Source organism: Streptomyces bottropensis ATCC 25435 (assembly GCF_000383595.1).
GTDB classification, from domain to species: domain Bacteria; phylum Actinomycetota; class Actinomycetes; order Streptomycetales; family Streptomycetaceae; genus Streptomyces; species Streptomyces bottropensis.
The window spans coordinates 559646-578349 of the sequence record NZ_KB911581.1 but is presented as its reverse complement, the minus strand read 5'-3'; the positions used below and the strand labels follow the sequence as shown (position 1 = coordinate 578349).

At 67.2% G+C, this 18704-nt stretch carries 19 protein-coding genes and 2 pseudogenes; 3 read left to right on the top strand and 18 right to left on the bottom strand.

Features of this window, described 5'->3' with window-relative positions:
* Window positions 1-92: 92 nt before the first annotated feature.
* The 8 genes from STRBO_RS0102615 to STRBO_RS0102580 form a co-directional block, all read right to left on the bottom strand.
* Entirely contained in the window at window positions 93-2210 is a 2118-nt protein-coding gene (locus tag STRBO_RS0102615; RefSeq protein WP_020113730.1) for an FtsK/SpoIIIE domain-containing protein, read from the bottom strand.
* 107 nt (window positions 2211-2317) lie between these two features.
* Window positions 2318-2635 (bottom strand): hypothetical protein, encoded by a 318-nt coding sequence (locus STRBO_RS0102610; RefSeq protein WP_005476042.1) that lies wholly within the window; start codon window positions 2633-2635, stop codon window positions 2318-2320.
* Between the two features lie 2 nt (window positions 2636-2637).
* Complete coding sequence (locus tag STRBO_RS0102605; RefSeq protein ID WP_005476043.1) at window positions 2638-2841, bottom strand: hypothetical protein; 204 nt, start codon at window positions 2839-2841, stop codon at window positions 2638-2640.
* Window positions 2838-3233: an RRQRL motif-containing zinc-binding protein gene (locus STRBO_RS0102600; RefSeq protein WP_005476045.1), complete on the bottom strand. Its 396-nt coding sequence runs from the start codon at window positions 3231-3233 to the stop codon at window positions 2838-2840. Before STRBO_RS0102600 ends, STRBO_RS0102605 begins: the two co-directional genes overlap by 4 nt.
* Complete coding sequence (locus STRBO_RS0102595; protein ID WP_005476047.1) at window positions 3233-4117, bottom strand: hypothetical protein; 885 nt, start codon at window positions 4115-4117, stop codon at window positions 3233-3235. Before STRBO_RS0102595 ends, STRBO_RS0102600 begins: the two co-directional genes overlap by 1 nt.
* Complete coding sequence (locus STRBO_RS0102590; RefSeq protein WP_005476048.1) at window positions 4114-4566, bottom strand: Pycsar system effector family protein; 453 nt, start codon at window positions 4564-4566, stop codon at window positions 4114-4116. The genes STRBO_RS0102595 and STRBO_RS0102590 overlap by 4 nt, the downstream gene beginning before the upstream one ends.
* Window positions 4563-4832: a DUF6284 family protein gene (locus tag STRBO_RS0102585; protein WP_005476049.1), complete on the bottom strand. Its 270-nt coding sequence runs from the start codon at window positions 4830-4832 to the stop codon at window positions 4563-4565. Before STRBO_RS0102585 ends, STRBO_RS0102590 begins: the two co-directional genes overlap by 4 nt.
* 453 nt (window positions 4833-5285) lie before the next feature.
* Window positions 5286-6002 (bottom strand): GntR family transcriptional regulator, encoded by a 717-nt coding sequence (locus STRBO_RS0102580; RefSeq protein ID WP_020113729.1) that lies wholly within the window; start codon window positions 6000-6002, stop codon window positions 5286-5288.
* 56 nt (window positions 6003-6058) lie between these two features.
* Here STRBO_RS0102580 and STRBO_RS41245 point away from each other — a divergent pair, with 56 nt between their 5' ends.
* Window positions 6059-6880, top strand: a complete 822-nt coding sequence (locus STRBO_RS41245; RefSeq protein ID WP_028796427.1) for a class I SAM-dependent methyltransferase — start codon at window positions 6059-6061, stop codon at window positions 6878-6880.
* A 1082-nt stretch (window positions 6881-7962) separates the two neighbouring features.
* Here the strand turns inward: STRBO_RS41245 and STRBO_RS45845 are convergent.
* Together STRBO_RS45845 and STRBO_RS0102570 are read right to left on the bottom strand one after the other, a co-directional pair.
* Window positions 7963-8307: a hypothetical protein gene (locus STRBO_RS45845; protein WP_425336015.1), complete on the bottom strand. Its 345-nt coding sequence runs from the start codon at window positions 8305-8307 to the stop codon at window positions 7963-7965.
* Window positions 8308-9795: 1488 nt separating this feature from the next.
* Window positions 9796-11022 carry a DNA sulfur modification protein DndB gene (locus tag STRBO_RS0102570; RefSeq protein ID WP_005476056.1) on the bottom strand — a complete coding sequence of 409 codons (1227 nt, stop codon included), beginning with the start codon at window positions 11020-11022 and terminating at the stop codon, window positions 9796-9798.
* A 546-nt stretch (window positions 11023-11568) separates the two neighbouring features.
* Between STRBO_RS0102570 and STRBO_RS45840 the strand changes: the two genes are divergently transcribed.
* A protein-coding gene (locus STRBO_RS45840; RefSeq protein ID WP_425336014.1) for an IS630 family transposase occupies window positions 11569-12643 on the top strand; the annotation gives its coding sequence in 2 pieces (ribosomal slippage) (window positions 11569-11994 and window positions 11996-12643; 1074 coding nt in all).
* Window positions 12644-13228: 585 nt separating this feature from the next.
* Here the strand turns inward: STRBO_RS45840 and STRBO_RS43360 are convergent.
* Both STRBO_RS43360 and STRBO_RS0102560 read right to left on the bottom strand, forming a co-directional pair.
* Complete coding sequence (locus tag STRBO_RS43360) at window positions 13229-14182, bottom strand: hypothetical protein (protein WP_158690938.1); 954 nt, start codon at window positions 14180-14182, stop codon at window positions 13229-13231.
* A gap of 144 nt (window positions 14183-14326) precedes the next feature.
* Window positions 14327-15382 (bottom strand): site-specific integrase, encoded by a 1056-nt coding sequence (locus tag STRBO_RS0102560; protein WP_005476060.1) that lies wholly within the window; start codon window positions 15380-15382, stop codon window positions 14327-14329.
* Between the two features lie 41 nt (window positions 15383-15423).
* Here STRBO_RS0102560 and STRBO_RS41225 point away from each other — a divergent pair.
* A pseudogene (locus tag STRBO_RS41225) lies at window positions 15424-16231 on the top strand (IS5 family transposase).
* Here STRBO_RS41225 and STRBO_RS44370 read toward each other — a convergent pair.
* The 6 genes and pseudogenes from STRBO_RS44370 to STRBO_RS0102535 all read right to left on the bottom strand — a co-directional run.
* Window positions 16228-16386, bottom strand: a pseudogene (locus STRBO_RS44370) (site-specific integrase); the annotation flags it as partial. The pseudogenes STRBO_RS41225 and STRBO_RS44370 sit on opposite strands and share 4 nt — an antisense overlap.
* The gene (locus tag STRBO_RS0102555) at window positions 16386-16568 is read right to left on the bottom strand and encodes a helix-turn-helix domain-containing protein (protein WP_005476062.1); all 183 of its coding nucleotides are present in this window, start codon (window positions 16566-16568) and stop codon (window positions 16386-16388) included. The pseudogene STRBO_RS44370 and the gene STRBO_RS0102555, both read right to left, overlap by 1 nt.
* Entirely contained in the window at window positions 16561-17910 is a 1350-nt protein-coding gene (locus STRBO_RS0102550) for a replication initiator (protein WP_005476063.1), read from the bottom strand. Before STRBO_RS0102550 ends, STRBO_RS0102555 begins: the two co-directional genes overlap by 8 nt.
* A gap of 103 nt (window positions 17911-18013) precedes the next feature.
* Window positions 18014-18322, bottom strand: coding sequence for a hypothetical protein (locus STRBO_RS0102545; RefSeq protein ID WP_005476064.1), 309 nt, complete (start codon window positions 18320-18322; stop codon window positions 18014-18016).
* A 20-nt stretch (window positions 18323-18342) separates the two neighbouring features.
* Window positions 18343-18498 carry a hypothetical protein gene (locus STRBO_RS42665; protein ID WP_005476066.1) on the bottom strand — a complete coding sequence of 52 codons (156 nt, stop codon included), beginning with the start codon at window positions 18496-18498 and terminating at the stop codon, window positions 18343-18345.
* Window positions 18499-18513: 15 nt separating this feature from the next.
* Entirely contained in the window at window positions 18514-18693 is a 180-nt protein-coding gene (locus tag STRBO_RS0102535; RefSeq protein ID WP_005476067.1) for a mobile element transfer protein, read from the bottom strand.
* Window positions 18694-18704: the final 11 nt, after the last annotated feature.

The following is an 18704-nucleotide window of genomic DNA, read 5'->3' as shown; positions in this document are numbered from 1 at the left end:
TTCGCGCAGGTCAAGGGCAGGGAGGCGGGTCAGAGAGGGGGTCAGGGAGTTCTCCCTGCCTCCCTGACCCGCGAGGGGTGCGCTCCCTGCCGTCAGACGGTGGAAGCGGAACCGTCTTCGTCGCGGTTGGTGAGGGCGCGGGTGAGACGGTCGCGGCCGATGACCATGCGGCCGTCGGACTTGTAGGGCTCCGCTCCGGTGCCGTCGAGAACGCGCTTGAGGTCGATGAACGACCACTTGCCGTAGGCATCTCCGTTCAGGGTGGCGAGCCGCTTGAGGACGTCCTGAGTCAGGACGCGGGAGGCGTCGCCGACGACGGCGGCGATGTCGTCGAGCGGGTCGCGGTCCTCGCCTTGGTCGATGGCGTGCAGGGTGGTGACGCCGTCGCGCAGGGCCTTGGCACGGGCGGTGAGCGCCTTGGCCGCGTCATCGTCGATGTAGTGCGTACGCACGGTGATGGACGACTGGCCCTTGGGGATGTCGATGCCGGAGGAGGCGACGACCAGCGTTCCCTGATCCAGGCCCGGACGCAGCAGGTTCGGCGCGGCGCCCCCGTCGACCGCCTTGTCTCCCAGCGCCATGCGGGCCTGAGACTCGGTGCCGAGGGCGAGGGAGGCGCGGGTGTGGGCGCCCTCGCGTACCAGCTTGGGAAGGTTCTGGTCGGTGGGGTCCTGGGTGCCCTGCCACAGCAGCACGTTCACTGCACGGCCCTGGTTGTGGAGCTTGCGGACGGCCATGAAGTACCGGGAGTTGGACTTCGACCCGCCGTAGGGGCGCTTGTCCTCGTCCTTGACCGGGCACATGAACGCCACCTGCGCTTCGTCGACCAGCACGATCAGCGCGGGGAACTGCGTTCCGGGCGGGGCCTGGAGACGGCGGTTCATCTCCTCCACCGCCCCCTCCACCATCTCTGTCACCTGGATCACGTGCTCATCCGTCGGACCCTGGATCAGGGTGGTGGCGAGACCGTCGAACATGTTCCAGTCGCCCACGCCTTTGAGGTCGCCCATGAGGAACTGCACCGATCGATCGAGTGCGACCCACAGGGCGAGGGAGCGCAGGGCGACGGTCTTGCCCTGGTTGGACAGGCCCGTGATCAGGAGGTGGCGCTGGTAGAGGCTGAGAGCGGCGGCATCTCCGCGCAGGTCCTGGCCCCACGGGGCCTTGCCCTTGGCGTAGTCGGCGGTCATCGTCTCGTCGGTGACCAGCGGGGACGGGCCGATCGGCTCGTCCAGCGCACCCGAGTCGGCGACCCACAGCCGGACCGTGCGGGCGGCCTCGGGGATGGTGATGAACACTTCGTGCTCGTGCCGGGTCAGGTTCTCCGCGAGCTTCCGGCGGCGCTGCTGCACCTCGTTGGTCGACACCCCGGAGGGAAGGGTGACGTCGACCTCGATGCCGCATCCGGCGATCCGGATCGGACCGAGCATGGACGCGCCGGCGTCACCCATCTCCTTGATGGCGTTGCGCAGCGCCGGAACCCCCAGGTCCCGCAGCGCCTTGACCACGATGGACGGGGTGATCGGCTCACCCTCGCCCGACCGGACGTTGGCGGGAAGCGCCCACTGGGGTGCTGCTTGCTGCTTGCTGCCGACGGCCCACAGGGCGAGCAGGGCGAGGAACGGGCCGACAGTCAGCGCCGGACCCCACACGATCTGAACGATCCGGATGAGCAGGGCGATGAAGTCGATGGTCGCCGCGAGCGGGGTGATGACGTCGCCGATGTCGCCGTTGTTGATGGCCATGACCACCCCGAGCGCGACCAGGACACCGATGCTCATGCCTGCGCCGACGGCGACGCCCTTGGCGGCCTCCACGGGTGAGTGGAGGAGGTCCATGCGGCGGTGGTGGCGGGCGGCGCGGAAGCGCTGCAGCCGCTCCTCCCACTCCTCGGCCGCTTCCAGGTTCCCCGCGGCTTCCGCCGCGCGGATCATCCGCTCGTAGCGGGCCCCGGTCTTGCCGTCCCAGGTGCGGCGGGCCACGATCCGCCCGCCGTTGAACGTGTAGGCACCGTGCCGGGCCACCGCCCGCACCGTCGCACCCGTTCGCTCGTGCGTCACGGCCGACTTCACCGCGCGGCCGGAACGCACCCACAGCGGCACCGGCCGCGCCGGCGGAGCGTCCGGGACCACGGTGAGCACGGTCGGCGCGGTGCCGTCGAGGGGCGGGGTGTCGGTGGGCTTGTGGAGGTGAACGACGTTCTCAGACATGCTGGAACTGCTCCTGACTGCCCCAACGGGGCGGGAGTTGAGGGAGAGAGCCGAGGTGGTCGGGTCCGTGGAAAGAGCGACCACCCCGGCGTCGAGGGGTTGGCTGGTCAGAACCAGCCGGACTTCTTCTTGGCGGCCTTGGCGCGGGCGGCCTCGGTGATCAGGCGCTGACGCTCGCCGTGCAGTGCGGCCAGCTCCGCGTTCAGCCGCATCTCGACGGCGGAGCCGATGGAGTCCATGCGGTCCTCGGCACCGGCCGTGCTGCGGCCCTTGTGGACGCTGCGGGCCCCGCTCGCCATGGCGCGGGTCATCGACAGGCGTTCACGGCTGGTCAGCGGCCACCACTCACCCCGCCGGACCGCTTCCAGCTTCTTCATGATCTTGCTGATCTCGCGGTCCAGGCGGCGTGTCTCGGAGTTGCTCATGGTCAGCCCCTCTTCGGGTAGGTGTGGCCGGCGGGCGGGTAGACCTCGACGGCCGTGTCGGTGAGCAACCCCTCCATGACGACCGCCTCGAACGCGGCGGCGGTCGCGTTGGCCGGCTCGCACTCAAACGCGATGTCGGCGGCGTCCAGCAGCCGCCCCGTGCGTTCGGCGTCCTCGCGGCGGGTCTCGCAGGTGAACCGCTTCACGGCTGACCTCCCTGGTCAACGGGTCCGTGCGGGTTGGGGTAGGCGCAGGGCACGCACGTGCCGAGCGAGGTCGGGATGCAGTAGCTGTAGGTGATCCGGCAGGACGGGCATGTACGGCGGGCGAGCATCGCCAACGCGAGGGCGCCCCACTTGCGCGAGGTCATCGGCCGCACCGGCACCGCGAGGTCGATCCGGTAGAGGTAGGCGACCAGCGGGCCGCGCCGGTGCCGGCCGCGCATCACCTGAGCCGCGACCGGCTGGCCGCCCGGACGAAGCCCGAGCGCGCGCAGTGTCCGGCGGGTGGCGTAGCCGTCCGGGGCACACCGCCACGGGTAGGTGGGGATGCCGTAGGTGGCACCGGTCGGGTCGAAGTACGCGGCGCGGGCCACCATCAGGCGACCCTCTTCCATGCGGCGCGCAGGCGGACTTCGGAGGCGGAGTGGCCGGCGGCGCGGAAGCGGGCGGACATCTCGCGGTAGGACAGCGCGGGGGTCTGGCTGTGGTGGATCTCGTCGACCAGCGCGTCGAGCTGAGCGTCGGTGAGCGCGGGCGCCGACTCCAGCGCGAGGGTCTCGGTGGGACCCCACACGGGCAGTTCCCACCGGGGTGTGACGTCGGGTGTGACGCGACTCGTCACGCTGGTCAGCGCCCTGCCGGTGTCCTCACCGGTCCGCGCTTTTTCCAGCGTCGACCAGGCTTCGGCGAGGGTAGCGGCGGTCTTGGACTGGACGCGTGCGACGCGGGCACCGGCCTGCGTCACGGCTGTCAGCCGGGTCTCCTCGGTGGCCGCTTCCGCCCGCAGTCGGGCACGGGCAACAGCTGCTTCGTCGCGGGCCTCTTGCTGGATTCCCTGGATCGCATCGAGGGCGGCGGGGGTGAGTGCGGTGCGCTCCCACAGGCTGTGGACAAGCCACAAAGCCTTGGCCGCCAACGGCAGCCACGCCACGGCCAGCCACGCACCGGCAGATGCTTCGGTCATCAGTGCGTGGGCGACCAGAACCCCGGTCGCTACGGCGCCGAATCCCCAGCCGATCCCGGTCACCCACCAGTTGTGATCGCCCTGCGCGGCGAGACGGCGGTCATAGGCGAGGGTGGCCAGCCATCCCCCGTCGATGCCCAGCCCGACGACCACAGCGACCTGCCACGGCATCGCCGTGCCCAGCCACATCACGACCACGGCCAGGGTGAGCACCATGGACACCGCCGTCATCGCCACGGCCGGAAGCACCGTCTTGGCGTTCCCGACAGCGGACCGCACGGCCTTGGCCCGGCTCATGCCGCACCCCCCACCACAGCGACCAGCACCGCGAGGGCGAGCAGCGCCCCGCCCGCGCAGGTGAGGTCGATGGCGCGGCGCAGGCCGGTGAACTTGACGACCGCGAGCCGGGACAGACCCGCGATGTCCGCGCTGCGGTCGACCTGCGCGAGGGTGGCGGTGATCTCGTCGGCGGTGAGCGTCGCCCACAGCGGGAAGCCGTGCCGGCCCTTGAGGTTCGGCCGCACCGCCCGCAGTAGCAGACCAGCAGCCGTGACCAGCACCACCATCCCGGCCCCGCCCACGATGTACGCGGGCAGGTTCAGCGGGGCGTCCTTGGCGACCGTCCACGCACCGGCCAGCACCGCGCCGATGAACGCCAGCAGCAGCCCGGTCTTCGTGTCCGTCCGCGCGATCTCCGCCTTCACCTCGGCGTGTGCGGCGGTCAGGTTCTGGTCGGCGGCGTTCACGCGGCACCGCCCGCCGTGCGGTCGGCGGCGGTGCGGTTGGCCAGCGCCCGCCGCTCCTCCAGCACCTTGCCGAACGCCCGGCGAACGCGCTTGGCGTCCACCTCGTTCGGCGTGTGGTTGAGCGCGATGATCTGCGCGTCGATCAGGTCGACTTCCGCCAGGATTAGCGGCGCCTCCTGCTCGATCGCGTCCAGCTCGGCGGTCGTCGGCTCCATGAAGTCGGCGAACGCGGTAACAGCGTCCTGAACAGTGACGATGTGGTTCATGGGTCGTGGTTCCTTCCAGAGAGGAACGGCCCGAACGCGGCTCCCGGGATGCCCCCGGGAGCCGCTTGCCGTTGGAGTCGGTTCCGGCTCCCCCTGCGCCGCTCGTACAAGACGAGCGGCGGAGGCAACCGGCGCGGCGAGGGCCGCGAAAGTCGATGCGCGATCCAGTCGCGCGGTCCGCCTTTTCGACTCGGGGAGGCGGAGCCCACCTATGCAGTTCTCAAGCAACTTCCAGCGCGGGGCCCCTCGTTGTGGCAGGCCATCCCGAACCAGAACCGCTCCTCCCTGAGGCGGTGCGGCGTTGCACCTACAGACTGGACCGGTGGACCGGTCCAGTCAACCGGTGAATTTGGAGTTGCCGAGCAGTGAAGCTCATTTCCGCAGCTCAGAGTGCCTGACGAGGCATCAAAAAAGCTGGACCGGCGGACCGGTCCAGCTCTGAATGGCGATCTTCTACATCGCGTAGATATCCACCTGCTCGAAGAGTGAGGCAGGGGTGACACCCTCCTCGCAGACCAACGGGCGCCCTGCCTGGTCGTGCGCCGTGTGGAGGAGAACCGCGACCGCGCTCCCCTCGACAATCCCCAACCGCTCCGCCTCCGTGGCGGTGGCCAGGCGCACGGTGGTGACATCCACCCCTTCCACTGGGAAACGTCCGGTCTGCCTACGGACGTAGCGGGTCGTGCCCTCGGCGATCGGGGCGGTGTCAGAAAGGCGGGGGGCCGCCTCTGCGATCTCAGGCGGGAACCACGCTTCCACGCAGCTATTCGGGCTTCCATCCGGGAGCTGAAGGACGCGGACACGTCGGAGCGCCTGGACCCCGGGCGCGAGGCCAAGGGCGTTGGCGACGCGCATGGGAGGCTCGGCCCAGTCAGGCGTACCGATCCGCTGGAACGGCATCCCGCCCAAGATGCGTGCCGACCCTGCTCGGCGGGCGCCGGCGGGGCGAGCAACCGGGGTCTCCGTGACGACGAAACCGGTCCCCTGCTTGGCCACAACCACGCCGTCGTTGCGGAGCACGTCTACAGCCTTGATGGCGGTGGCCCGCGACACGTCCCACTGCTCGGCCAAGTCTCGGCCGGACGGGATGGTCTCGCCAGGGGCGAATTCACCTGCGGCGATGCGGGTCCGAAGCGACTCGGCGATCTCTTCGTACTTCAGAACAGCCATGGTTTCCCCTACCTCGCGCGCTGGACTGGTCCACCGGTACACACGATACTGCGGGCATGTCGAATCTCGAATTGGCTCCCTCCGTGATGCGGTTCTACGGCGAGACAGTGAACGAGGACAGTCGCCTGCGCAGCTCGGCAGACGGACGTATGGAGCTGGCCAGGACTCAAGAGCTGCTCCGTCGCTTCTTGCCCCCCGCACCGGCGCGCGTGCTCGACGTGGGAGGCGGTACCGGGATTCACGCTGAGTGGCTCGTGAAGGATGGTTACGAGGTCACGCTTGTAGACCCCGTGCCTCGACATGTTGAGCGTGCGTCGGCTGTGTGCTCGGCGATTGTTGGAGACGCCCGCGATTTGTGCGAGTCGGACGATAGTTTCGATGTTGTGCAGCTCCTTGGGCCGCTGTATCACCTGCCAGACCCTAATGATCGGCGTAAGGCTCTCGCAGAAGCGCATCGAGTGGTGAAGCCGGGCGGATTGATTGCGGCGGCAGCGATCAACCGCTACGCATCGCTTTTCGAGCACGTCACGTACGCCCACCTGCACACCGAACGCATTCGTGACTCCGTCTCCAAGATTCTTGAGACGGCTGTCTATGACGGTGTACGGGGGTTCACCCTGTCCTACTTCCACCGGGCCGAAGATCTTGTGGCAGAGCTGAAGGCTTCCGGATTGTCGGATGTGCAGGTCTTCGGGATCGAGGGGCCCGCATGGTCGCTCGTAAAGGCGGCTGAGCAGCAACCAGGCGAGGGCCCCACGGATGAGCTGATCGCCTCCGCCATGGAGGCGGCGCGCATGGCAGAGCCCTACCCGGAATTGCTTGCTGCCAGTTCCCACCTACTAGCCGTAGGCAGGGCTCCCTCTGACAGCAACACCTGACGTCAACAGCGGCGAACACTGACGTACACACGCGGCCATTCCACGGCCGTATGCGTCCTTGCACGTAGGTGAGGGACAGTGCGCATCTCTAACGCATCCGCCTACGGATCAGAAGGTTGCAGGTTCGACCCGATCACGCACTGTAATATTACATTACATTCGGGTGGCCCCGACCCCACGGTGGGATCGAGGCCATCGCCTGACCTGCCGCGTGAACCCCCAAGAACGTCCTTCTGCGCTCGGGCGGATAGCCGGAAAGCCGTTGCGCTCAAGAGCTGGGAGTACTTGGGCTATTCGTCGTCTGATGGGCGTTGGCTACGGTCTCCTCGAATCTACTGCGGGCCTGCTTCACAGCATGTCGGCGATCATCCCAGGGAACCATGCTGTCCTCTTGGCGCATTCGCAGGTCGACCCACCACTCTGCGCGGCTGACAAAGCTCGCACACGCGCGAGCTACACCCTCTGCGGCTGCAGTCACTTCGTCGTGACCGTGGAGCTTGGTGATCTCCCAGGCTTCATTGAGCTTCCCCATACTCTGCAACATCGCTTGGACTGACGCGCGGCATGCTTTCCGTGCCCGCACGTCCGGCGACAAGGGTGATTCGCTATGTACCGCTCGCATATATATCGCGAAAGCGAATATATGGCTCTCCATCTCTCGTGAGATGTCATGAAAGGTGAACCATGCATTGTCCTGACTCTCGCGGGCCCACTGTGCGCGCCCAGCATCCGCAGCATCCTGTGCGGCTCTGGCTTGAGCATGTGCGCCGCGAGCCTGAGCAAGAGCTCCCGTTGCGGTGAGCGCACTTCCGATGAGTGCTCCGACCAGTCCCGCTATGGCGTCGTTCATAACTGGGAGGGTGCCGGAGTGCGGCCTACTGTGTGGGCGGACCAGCAAGATTGAGACCTCGGCCGGAGTCGCTCGTTGTCCTGGTCTTTGTCCAGCACGCTGACGGCGGCCACCGTTCACCGCTGTACGCGCACCCCGTCCGACCTGCCGCGTGAACCCCCTCAGACGCCCCCGTACGGCCATGCGGACAGTCGGAAAGCATGTACGCACCGAGGAGCCGTCCCACAGGCGTTCAGGGTGGCTGGCTCAGCGGCCAGCGGGTGAACTTTCCATGCCTCACGGCCTCTTGTCCGTAGGGCGGCACGAGGAGACGACCACGAGCATCGGAGTGCCGCTTCAAAGAGGCTGACACGCGTCCTGGCTGGCCGACTGCCGCAGGCTCCACCGGCGCCATGAACGCAAGGCCGAGCACTTCCTCGCCTTCGTCGGCATAGCAGCGCCCCTGATCGGTTACCGCCGCCTGAACACCCTGCTCACGGCCTGAGCCGGTCCTGCTGCACATCGAAACAGACCACCCCATGGACTCCGCCACGGCCGCCGCATAGGCCGACGCCTCCTCAGCCATGCTGAATGGCATGGGAAGTAGATCAGTGGCCCGCTGGCTTCGTTGATCAGCGGGCCGGTCGACCAGGGGGAGGTGTCCTCGTCGTCCTCGGTGAGGTCGCACCACCGCTCAAGCAGAACGGCGACATACGCCGCGATGCGTTCGGACGGAGGCTCTTCCGACTCGCTGTCGATGTAGCGGTTGTACAGGTCACTGAAGACCTGGCCGGCAGTCTTGTCATCCGCCGCCTCTCGCCTTCCCAGACAGCAAGGTCATAGCTCATGACCGGAGACTCTCATGCCTCTCTGACAGCATCAGAAACGACGTCTTAGAGGCGTTACCAGGCATGCTCGGTGCCTCCTGCCGAGTTGGGCGGGCGTGTGGGCGACTTGGGCGGGCACCCACTACGAAGAACGCGCCGCAAAGGGAATTTGGTGTGGGTAAATTTCCCTTTATTTTTAGACGTAAGTGGAAATTTAGTTGCATCAAACTCTATACATGACGCACTCTTGATTACGTCGTGACGCTCTGTACGTAATCAGTTGCTTGCCCTCTCCATCTACCGCTACTGTCACTCTCTCAACTGGGCAACACGGTTGTTGTTCCGTTTGTGGAACGTTGGGTTCTGCAGACCAGCGGATCTGATGGGACGCATCAGGTTGTGATGTCCGCAGGTAAGGGCTTGCGGCAGATAGGGGAAGGTAGTCAGTGAGACAACGAGTCCTTGCGGCAGGAGCCGCCGTCGCAGTAGCATCCGTGCTTTTCAGTGCTCCTCCGGCGAGTGCGGCGGGTAAGTTCTGTGTCCAAACAACAGACGCGCGCAAGGGTGGGGAGGCCTGTTTTATCCCCACGGGGGACATTCTCAGGGCATGCGACCTTGAAGCGGACAGCCATCGGGTGCGAGTGGAAATGACGTACGCTGGCGGCTCGTTTTCGTTCCAGGTTCTCGATGGGCAGGGGTCGTGTCACGAAGGGGTTAAGAACCTCACTGAAGGAACGGCCGTCACGGTGAAGGTGTGCCTGAAGAACGGCTCTGCTGGCAGAGAGGTGCACTGCGCCTCGGAGAGCGGCTTCGCGTAGGATTTCTCGCGACCAGCGGGCCGAAGCCGACCTGGATTTTGACTCACTCGCGGATCCCAAGGCTATTGCGGTGCAGCCGGGCCGTCTGTGGGCCGCGAAGGGCGGCCCACAGCGACCGACAACGACCAATGACGACCGTCCGATCGCAGGTCAGCACTGTGCCGATGTTGATCACATGAGGTCGCTCCGGGCAGAAGTCACTTCTTCGACTACTGATCACGTCTGAGTCCATGTGCAGAGTGATCAAACTCACCGAGTCGCGCCAGGATGAGGGTCAGGGTCGAACCAGAGCAAAGCACGGCGACGAACCCGCGGGCTGAATCGAAATCGGCCCCTGACCAACTTGCTGGTCAGGGGCCGATCCCCACTTGCGAGGCGGTGCCACGATTCGAACCTGGGTCGGTTTAGCTGGCAGATCTCATGCCTTTTACGAGAGTGAAGCTAGAACCGTCCGCGGATCTGCTTACCCGTGTCGCTCTCTGGGTGGTTCAGCGCGTCGTAGACCTTGTGACCGGAGTCACGGGCGCCGCCGGCCCAGGAGACAGCCCCCCGGTCGGTCACCTTGGCCGCGACGCCGCCCCAGTACTTCGCCTCCCGCTCCCACTCGATCCCCTCCAACATTCGCTCCAGGGTGACGCCCTCGGGCATGGGGTCGGCGCTCCAGGACATGGTGCGGTTCATGGTCGCGCCGAGGCCAGCCACGACGGCGGGGGCGGTGACGGCAGTCTTGGCGTGGAAGAGGGCGGCGTTCTCCTGGAGGAACGCGCCCACCGTCTCCATGACCTCGCGCTGGACGACCGCCTTGTCCGGGCGGTCGCCACTCTCGTTGGCGGGGATGTCCTCATGCTCGATGCCGGTCGACGCAGCGTGGATACCGGCCTTACCGAGCATGGCCGTGGCGACGAGGGTCCGCAGGACCGACATCGTCATCCACTCCGGGGCCTTGTCCGACACCTGGCGCTTGCCCGTGAGGATCAGGCTGGATAGCGGAACCGTGGTCTCGCCGGACGGCACGGTCAGCGACTCCATCAGCTTGCGCGTCACGGTTGTGCCGAAGTCGCGGCCATCCATGGACATGGCCAGGGACTTGTCGACCGGAACGCCCTTCAGGTTACGGTCGTGGAAGATCTGGCGGGCCGCCATGACGCTGATGCCGTGGAAGATCTCGAACGACAGCGGGATCGCTCCGAAGTCGCAGTCCTCCAGGCCGTACGCAGCCGGGTTCTTCTTGATCCGGTGCCAGGCGGTGACCTGAGTCTCGCTGTCGAGAGCGAAGAGGCCGTCCTTGATCGGCAGGGCCGACGATCCGTCCTCAGCGATGACCAGCGGGCGCGGCGACCACAGGGTGATCTGCGGCAGCGACCAAGCGTCGTCGTAGTCCCCTCGCAGGCCAGCCGCGATGTAGTCGGCGTACTCGCCGACGTTCTTAGCCTTCTTACTGCCCGCAGTGCCCAAGAGCCGCTGGATCTCGGCGCGCGTTCGAGCGTACCCGCCGATCGGCTGTCCGGCCTTCTGAGCACGCTTGGTGGCGTCCTCGACCTCCTGGGGGTCGTTGACGATGGCCAGCAGGTTCTCGCAGTCGATGACGCCGTTCGCCATGACCCCCTTGCGGATCTCCCGAAGGTCAGCGGGCAGGCCGGTAGTCACCGGCTTCAAGGACGTGGACATGCTCAGGTTCCTCCCCCTTTACGGGCGTCACTTTGACGCACCGTCACAATCGGCGACGCTATCGGACGCACCGTCAGGTGGTCAACTGAGGCGGCCAGAAACCACCATGACCTGTACCGCAGTCGATGAATTTCATCTGCGGCACGGCTAGTAACCCTCCAGAAGCGACTGCGGTGAGCAGTACTGGCCACGTCGGTTGTCCGCGGAAGTAACGGAGGTCCCCGCAGAAACGAGCCTTGATCGGCTCAGGCCAAGACGGTCGCGCACGCGTGTCGAACTGTGCGGCAACTGCACCGGACGACGCCCGACCATCACGGATGGTTCCGGTCTATTCGCCCAGTTCACGCCTGCAGCAGCCCCACCTACGGCGACCGCCCGATTTGCTTCGGGATTCACCGCACGTTCCGGGGAAGTCCGCTGGTTTCCGACGAAGTCCGACCAACCCCCTGACCAGCTATGCGCGCCCTCTGGGGACGCCTACCTGACTTGTAATGCGTGATGTCGTGGGCTGCTGACAGGTCGTGATCGTCGCGGTACACCACGGTCATGAGGTACGCGCAGGGTGGCGGGCTGACTGCCGAGCGGAGGGCGTTTCGCGAGCAGATCCGTCTGGATGCGGGCGAGATGTTCGCGGCGGGCAGCGATAACGCCGAGGTGGCGAAGGTGCTGCGGGTGCATGTGCGCTCGGTGCAGCGCTGGCGGCGCGAGTGGGCCGAGCGGGGTGAGGCGGGACTGGTCTCGAAGGGGCCGGCGTCCCTGCCCAGGCTCAGCGACGAGCTGTTCGTGAAGCTGGAGGCGGCGCTGGCGTTGGGGGCGGCGGCGCACGGCTGGCCTGACGAGCGCTGGACGCTCGCGCGGATCCGGACGCTGATCGGGCGGATGTTCCCCAAGAGCTGCACCGGGCCGGGGGTGTGCCTGTTGCTGCACCGGCACGGCTGGTCGCCCCAGGTCCCGGCTCGCAGGGCGTGCAGCGCGACGACAGGGCGGTCGCGACGTGGGGGAAGGAGACCTGGCCGGCCGTGGAACCACCGCGGCGGCGCTCGGCGCCTGGACCGTCTTCGCCGACGAGGCCGGGTTCTCGATGACGCCGCATACCGCCCGTACCTGGTCCCGCAGAGGCGTCACCCCGGTGATCCGGGTCAACGGCGGCAGCAGACGCCACCTGTCGGTAGCCGCTCTGTGCTGCAACAAGCCCGGCGAGCGGCCGCGGTTGGTCTTCCGGCACACCGGTGACCGGCGGGCCGACGGCCGCAAGGGCTTCTCCTGGAAGGACTTACGTGACCTGCTCACCGCCGCCCGCACCCAGCTCGGCGGACCGATTGTGCTGGTCTGGGACAACGTCGGCCTGCACCTCAGTCGCGCGATGCGCGCCTGGATCACGGCTCGGGACTGGCTCACGGTGTTCCAGTTGCCGGCCTACGCACCGGACCTCAACCCCGTGGAGGGGATCTGGTCCAGCCTGCGGCGCACCAGCCTGGCCAACATCGCCTTCGCCGATTACGCGCACCTGGTCACAGCAGTCCGCCGGGGCCTACGCCAGATCCAGTACCGGCCCACCATCATCACCGGCTGCCTCACCGGCACCGGCATCGCCATAAGCCCCGGCGACATCACGCATTAATCCTCAGGTAGGGACCTAGATCGAACAACTCGTAATGCGTAGATCTCGGCCCTCGTCACCCGATGGCCATCAGCCGCGATGCAGGGTGGCGCCGCGGATGGCAGACGCAGCGCGCCTACGCCGCAGCCGTGCCGCCGTGGAGAAATACTGGAGATGATCATGCGTCGGGATCCCTAAGGCGCCCAACGGAGACCGATGCCCTCCAACACCCTGACCTGCACCTTTGACCTAGAGCGCAGGCGGACATTCTCCCAGAGCCTAATTCGGGACGAAGAGGTCGTGGGTTCAAATCCCGCCACCCCGACAGCTGGATAGCAGGTCAGAGGGCCCTTACCGAATCGGTAAGGGCCCTCTGACGTCACTGCGTATCTAACTGCGTGACTACAGGAAGTACCGTCCCGCACCGCTGCCGCTGAGCACCCCGGGCCAGCCACAGCGTCCGCAAGCCGTCAGAGTCTGCCTACTCCCATAGCCGCACCGCGTAGTAGACCGCCTGCAAAGTTCTTGCCACTACGGTGCAGACATCTCGCAGCCTCTCGAGGGTTCGGCTGCGATCGGTCGCTTTGACCCCCTTCTCAGACAAGATCACATCCCCCGATCCGCATGATCGATGTGGCCAGAGAACAGAGTCTCGGCAGGGCCGTACCACCGGAAGGGCTGCCCACCATCTCGCCAGAGGCGGGAGGCCTGGTCGCCCGCGTCATCAGCATCGACGAACCGGGGGAGTTTGCGTGTCGGCCATCCCGGATAGACGGCGACACCCCGTGCGGCTATCCAGTCGATCCTGGCCTGGTCTGGATCAATGACGAACAAATCTCCGTATCCAGCAGGTAGAGAGAACCTGTCAACGTTCAACACGGACCAGCGGCTCCCTCTAGGCGTCTCCAGGAAGGAAACCTCAACAACTTGAGGGCCCATGTGGCTGAAGAGGAACGCATGGGCACGGCCCACTTGCTGCCTGCCGCCTTCCTCGCACGACACCCACGGAATGGGATCGCCAGGCGAGTCAGGATCCCAGTCGTCCGGCCAGCCGTACCTCCCATATCCGTAACGGCTGGACCAGGACGACGGGAGAGAGGTATCGGCAGGGTGCCGCGGTCCGTTGACTGCCCGGATCAGCAGACGGTGATAGCTCATGTCGCTCGTCGCCAGCGTCACACGCGTCTGCTCAGGACCCGCGGTGCAGTGAAGCAGACCCCACTCATCTGGGCTCGGTGCGAGTGCCTGCCTCGCGCAGAAGGCCGGATAGCTCAGGCCTCCTCGTGCTGCGAATGCACGCGTCACCTCAGAGTGTTCGCGGGGAACGAGTTTGTTGATGTCGATGGACACCGGGAAACGGGCCTTTCGTTCAAGCAGCACCATGTCGGCGCTGGCGATGTCGTAGAGCTTGACCCCGGTATGGGCATCGGCGCCACTGCCCTCAACAGCAAAGACTGCAGGCACGCCACGGCGGGCAAAACGCCATATGACCTGCACGTTTTCCGATTTCGTTGGAGCCCCAGAGGGATCCTGTCGGGCACCCTGCAGCCCCCAGTTCACCCGGTCGTGTGTACGACTTCCGTCTCCAGTCCGCGAATTCTTTACCCCGCCGTGACATCGGGAGTGTCTGGGTGTCATCCGAGCTGAAGGCAACACAGGGATCATCGCTCCGAATTCCGGTGTCGGTGGCCCGTAGCGCCTTGTCTATCGTCCCGGAGGTGCGCCGAAGATGCCGTCCATGACCACGGCCCCTGTCTGGATCACTGGCCGGATCTGCTTCCTGTAGACCTCCTCGGTGACGGCGGTGCCGGAGTGGCCGACGAGTCGCGAGATCTCTTCCAGCGGGACGCCCCGGTCGGAGAGCAGTGACACGAAGCTGTGCCGGAGCTCCCGAGGCGTCCACTCGTCAGCGTTGACCCCGTCGATGCCCTTGAGCGCCTGGCGGAAGGCACGGCGGACGTTGGCCGCGTCGAGCGGCTTGCCGACAGCCGAGGAGAAGACGAGTCCGTGTTCCTCCCACTTCTCGTCAGCGGCGAGCCGGTCCCAGCCCTGATCTTCGAATTGCTGCCAGAGGGCATCGACGCAGCGCGCCGGCAGGGCGAGCGTGCGCCGGGACTTCCGGGTCTTGGTGTCCCCGGTCCGCCGGACCGAGCGCCACACGGCGATGTGCGGAGGCTGCGGCGGGTCGAGGTCGGGGCGTCCTTTCAGGAAGACGTGATCCCAGGTGAGGGCCCGCAGTTCCTCGGTACGCGCACCCGTCAGGAGGGCGAGGACGATGTACGCGTGCATCGAGGTCCCCTCCGCGCCCTTGAGTACGGCCTCAGCCTGAGCGAACGTGAGCGCCTTGGACGGACGCCCAGTCTGCCCCTGGGGCACCGAGCACAGTTCGACGACGTTGCGCTTCACCTTGTCCCGCGCCATGGCTCGCTTGACCGCTCGGTTCAGGCACGAGTGGAGTGACTGGAGGGTGCGCGTGCTGAGCATCTTCGCCTTGGCGGCAAGCCAGCGGTCTACGTCCTCCGCGCTGAGGTCACGGAGCTTGCGGGCCCCGAGTGACGGGATGACGTGCTTCTGGCTCAGTAGCGTGCAGGTCTCGACCGTGCTGGGGTCGACGTCCACCAGGCCGTACATGAGCCAGTCCGTCACGGCGTCCTTGACCGTGTAGTTGGTGGGCGCGATCGCGAGGCCGTCTTCGTGGTCCCGCAACACCTCCTTGAGCTTGCTCTTAGGGGTCCTTGCAGAATGATCCTTTTGTGGCACGGTGGAGATGTATGTGATCCCGTCATTTGTGGGGTGTGACCATGGCGCGGCGGAAGCCGTGGGAGGTCGGTGACGAGCTGTGGGCGGTGGTCGAGCCGCTGCTGCCGAAGCATGAACGGCGGTTCCGGCACCCGGGGCGCAAGCGGATCGATGACCGCAAGACGCTGCAGGGTGTGCTGTTCGTCCTCTACACCGGAATCCAATGGGAGTACCTGCCGCAGGAGTTGGGGTTCGGTTCGGGTCCTACGTGCTGGCGGCGGCTGGCCGAATGGCAGCGCGCCGGGGTGTGGGAAGAACTCCAGCGCGTGCTGCTGGACCGGCTGCGGGCGGCGGACCGCCTGGACTTCTCCCGCGTCACCGTTGACGCCTCGCACGTGCAGGCCAAGCGGGGGCGAAGCAGCCCAAAAGTCGGTCCGAGCCCGGTTGACCGTGCACGGCCGGGCTCGAAGCACCACGTGCTGACCGACGCGCACGGCACCCCGCTGCGGGTCTCCCTGACCGGCGGCCACCGCAACGACGTCACCCAGCTCCTGCCGCTGGTCGACGGGCTGCCACCGGTGCGGGGCAAGCGGGGCCGGCCCCGGCGCAAGCCTGGGGCGTTGTATGCCGACCGCGGCTACGACCACGACATCTACCGCCGCCGTCTGCGCGAGCGCGGCATCGTTCCGAAGATCGCCCGGCGCGGTCAGCCACACGGCTCGGGCCTGGGCCGGGTGCGATGGGTTGCCGAGTCCGCCATCGCCTGGCTCCACGGCCCCCGCCGCTTACGGACCCGCTGGGAAGCCCGAGACGACATTCCTCCAGCTCGCCCACTGCATGACCCTCGCCCGCAAGCACCCAGCATTCTGAAAGGACCCCTTAGCCTCAGTCTTGGTCTTGCCACTCCCCCGCTTGACGATCCGCTTGCCGCTCGGATCAAAGCCGAGGTTCGCCGTGGCGATCCACCGTTGCCGCTTCTCATCCCAGTGCAGGCCGCCGTCACCGCGGCTTCGACGCTTGGACATCAGGCCGCACGCTCCATCTGTCCGTCGATGAAGGCGCCCAGGGCGGACGCAGGGATGCGCCGACACCGGCCGATGGTGACTGAGGGCAGCCGCCGCGTACGGATGAGGTCGTACACCTTGGACCGTCCGAGCCGCAGACGGGCCATCACCTCGACGACGGTGAGCAGTTCGTCATCACGCACGGTCGAGTTCTCCTTGTACGTCGAGGGAGGTGGGACGTGAAGACGCGAAGAGGGCTTCCGCATCGGTGAGGCCAGTGCCGGCGAACCGCCAGTGCGAGAGGACGAGAACCGTGTCCGGGTCGGGTAGCGGGTGGCCTGCTTCCGCAGCGCGGGCGCGGGTGAGGGCTTCGTTGTGGTCGGCGCGTTCCTGGCGGAGGGCGCCGAGGGTGACGGAGTAGGCGCGGGACTTGGTGGAGAAGTGCCCGCGGAAGCCGAGCATGTGGGCCCACTTGCGCAGGCGGAGGTCTTCGAGTTCCGGGCGGGCGCCAAGGTGCCAGCAGGTGAGGATCATCTGTCGGGCATGGTCGGTGACTTCGGCGCCGATCAGGTCGGTGATCGGATTGCGGATCGGCCGGTCCAGGGTGCCCGTGGCCGTTTCGGCGCCCTTGGTGGCGTACTTGGCGATGTAGCCCGCCACGGCGCGGCTGGTCAGCTCCGTCGTGCCCTTGAAGTCCGCCGAGCGGATGGGGCGGATGTCGAGCTGCACGCCGAAGCGGAAGGCGTGGGTGTGTCCGTCGAGGACCGGGCCGGGGGTTTCGGCGAGGCCAGCCGCCGTGCGGATGGCATCCGTGAGGAGTTCGGTCGTCGCCCAGGCAGGTGGGGTGTCCTCGGCACCTTCCGGGCCGTCGAGGCGGATCACTGCGTGGAAGTGGACGGCGCCGCGTCGCTGGTACTCGGCAACCTTGGCGTACGAGACCTTGAGACTGTCGCGGAGCTCCGAGCGGGTGAGGCCCGCACGGGCGGCGAGTTGCTGGCGGAGGTAAGTGGTGAAGCGGGCCCACAGAGCTCCCGCGTGGGCGTTCCAGAGGACTGCGGCGCGGTAGTCGTAGCGGTCAGGGTTCAGGGGTGTGCCGAGGGCCGGGTCGTCGTCGGGGTGGAGTCGGCCGCAGCGGCACCGGCCGCCGCCGGGGCGGTTGTGCACAGGGCCGAAGGAGGGGGCGGTGAAGGTGGCGAAGACGCGGGGGTGTTCAGCGACGGCCGGGCCGATGCCTTTGCCGCCGCTGAGTCCGGCGGTGACGAGGTGGAAGGTGTCTTTGCGGTAGATCTCGGCGCAGGCCGCACAGCGGGTAGCACGACGGTTGTTGCAGCGGATGAGGAGTTGTCCGGCCGGAAGGTCCTTGTCGGTGATCTCCCGGACGACCTCACCCGTGGCGGCGTGGACGTCGAGCCGGTGGCCCTCCATCCGTACGGGCCGCTCGCAGCCGCCGAGGCGCTGGACCTGGCGGGCGTAGGCGCCGAGGTCGCCGTATCGGGCGAGGGAGGCCAGGTGGCGGATGGCTCCGAGGGGAGCCGGGGGTTGCATGTGCGGGTTCCTCCTGCCAGGGATCAGGTCTTCGCGCCCGCCACCCACGCCGTCCAGGGGGCTAGACAGCGTGGGCAGGCTGAGCACAGGTGGAGCCGTTGAGTCAGCGGCGGGTGAGGAGGGAGCGGACGACGACGGCACAGACGGCGGTCGAGGTGGCCGTGACGGCGACGGCGAGGAGCATGGAGACGAGGACGGCGCCGACGACCAGGACCACGGCGGTGCCGCCGCCGACGAGGGCGAGTGCGGTCCCGGGGGTGAGCTGAATGGCGGGCCGGGAGGGGGCCGGAGCCGCGGCGGGAGCCAGCTGCGGGATTGGGGCGGCGGGGGCGACGGCGGCCAGCTCGACGACTGCGGGCGGGGTGACCAGGCCGGTCGGCTGCGGCATGGTCGGGATCTTCGGCTGGAACATGGGCGGGTCTCCTTCGGTGGTTACTTGACGAGGGAGTTGATGACGGGGGCGAGCAGGCTGTCGGCGATGAGGTAGCCGCCGAGGAGCAGCACGGTGATGAGCCACCAGGGCGGGCGGATGAGCTTGACGCCCAGGACCCCGACGCAGAGCAGGGCGAGCCAGAGCGGTACGTCCATGGGGTTGGTCTCCTGTCAGGCCGGGCAGCGGTGGGTGCGGGCGGCGAGTTCGGCGGCGGCGCGGGAGTCGTGCTCGGCGGAGAAGTCGCAGCGGGGCGCGGTGCAGGCGGCCAAGTGGCGGTGCTTGCCGCGTTCGACGAACGAGGCGACGTTCACGGGGCCGATACGGCGGACGTTGCGGAAGCGCCGATTCATGGCGGGCTCCT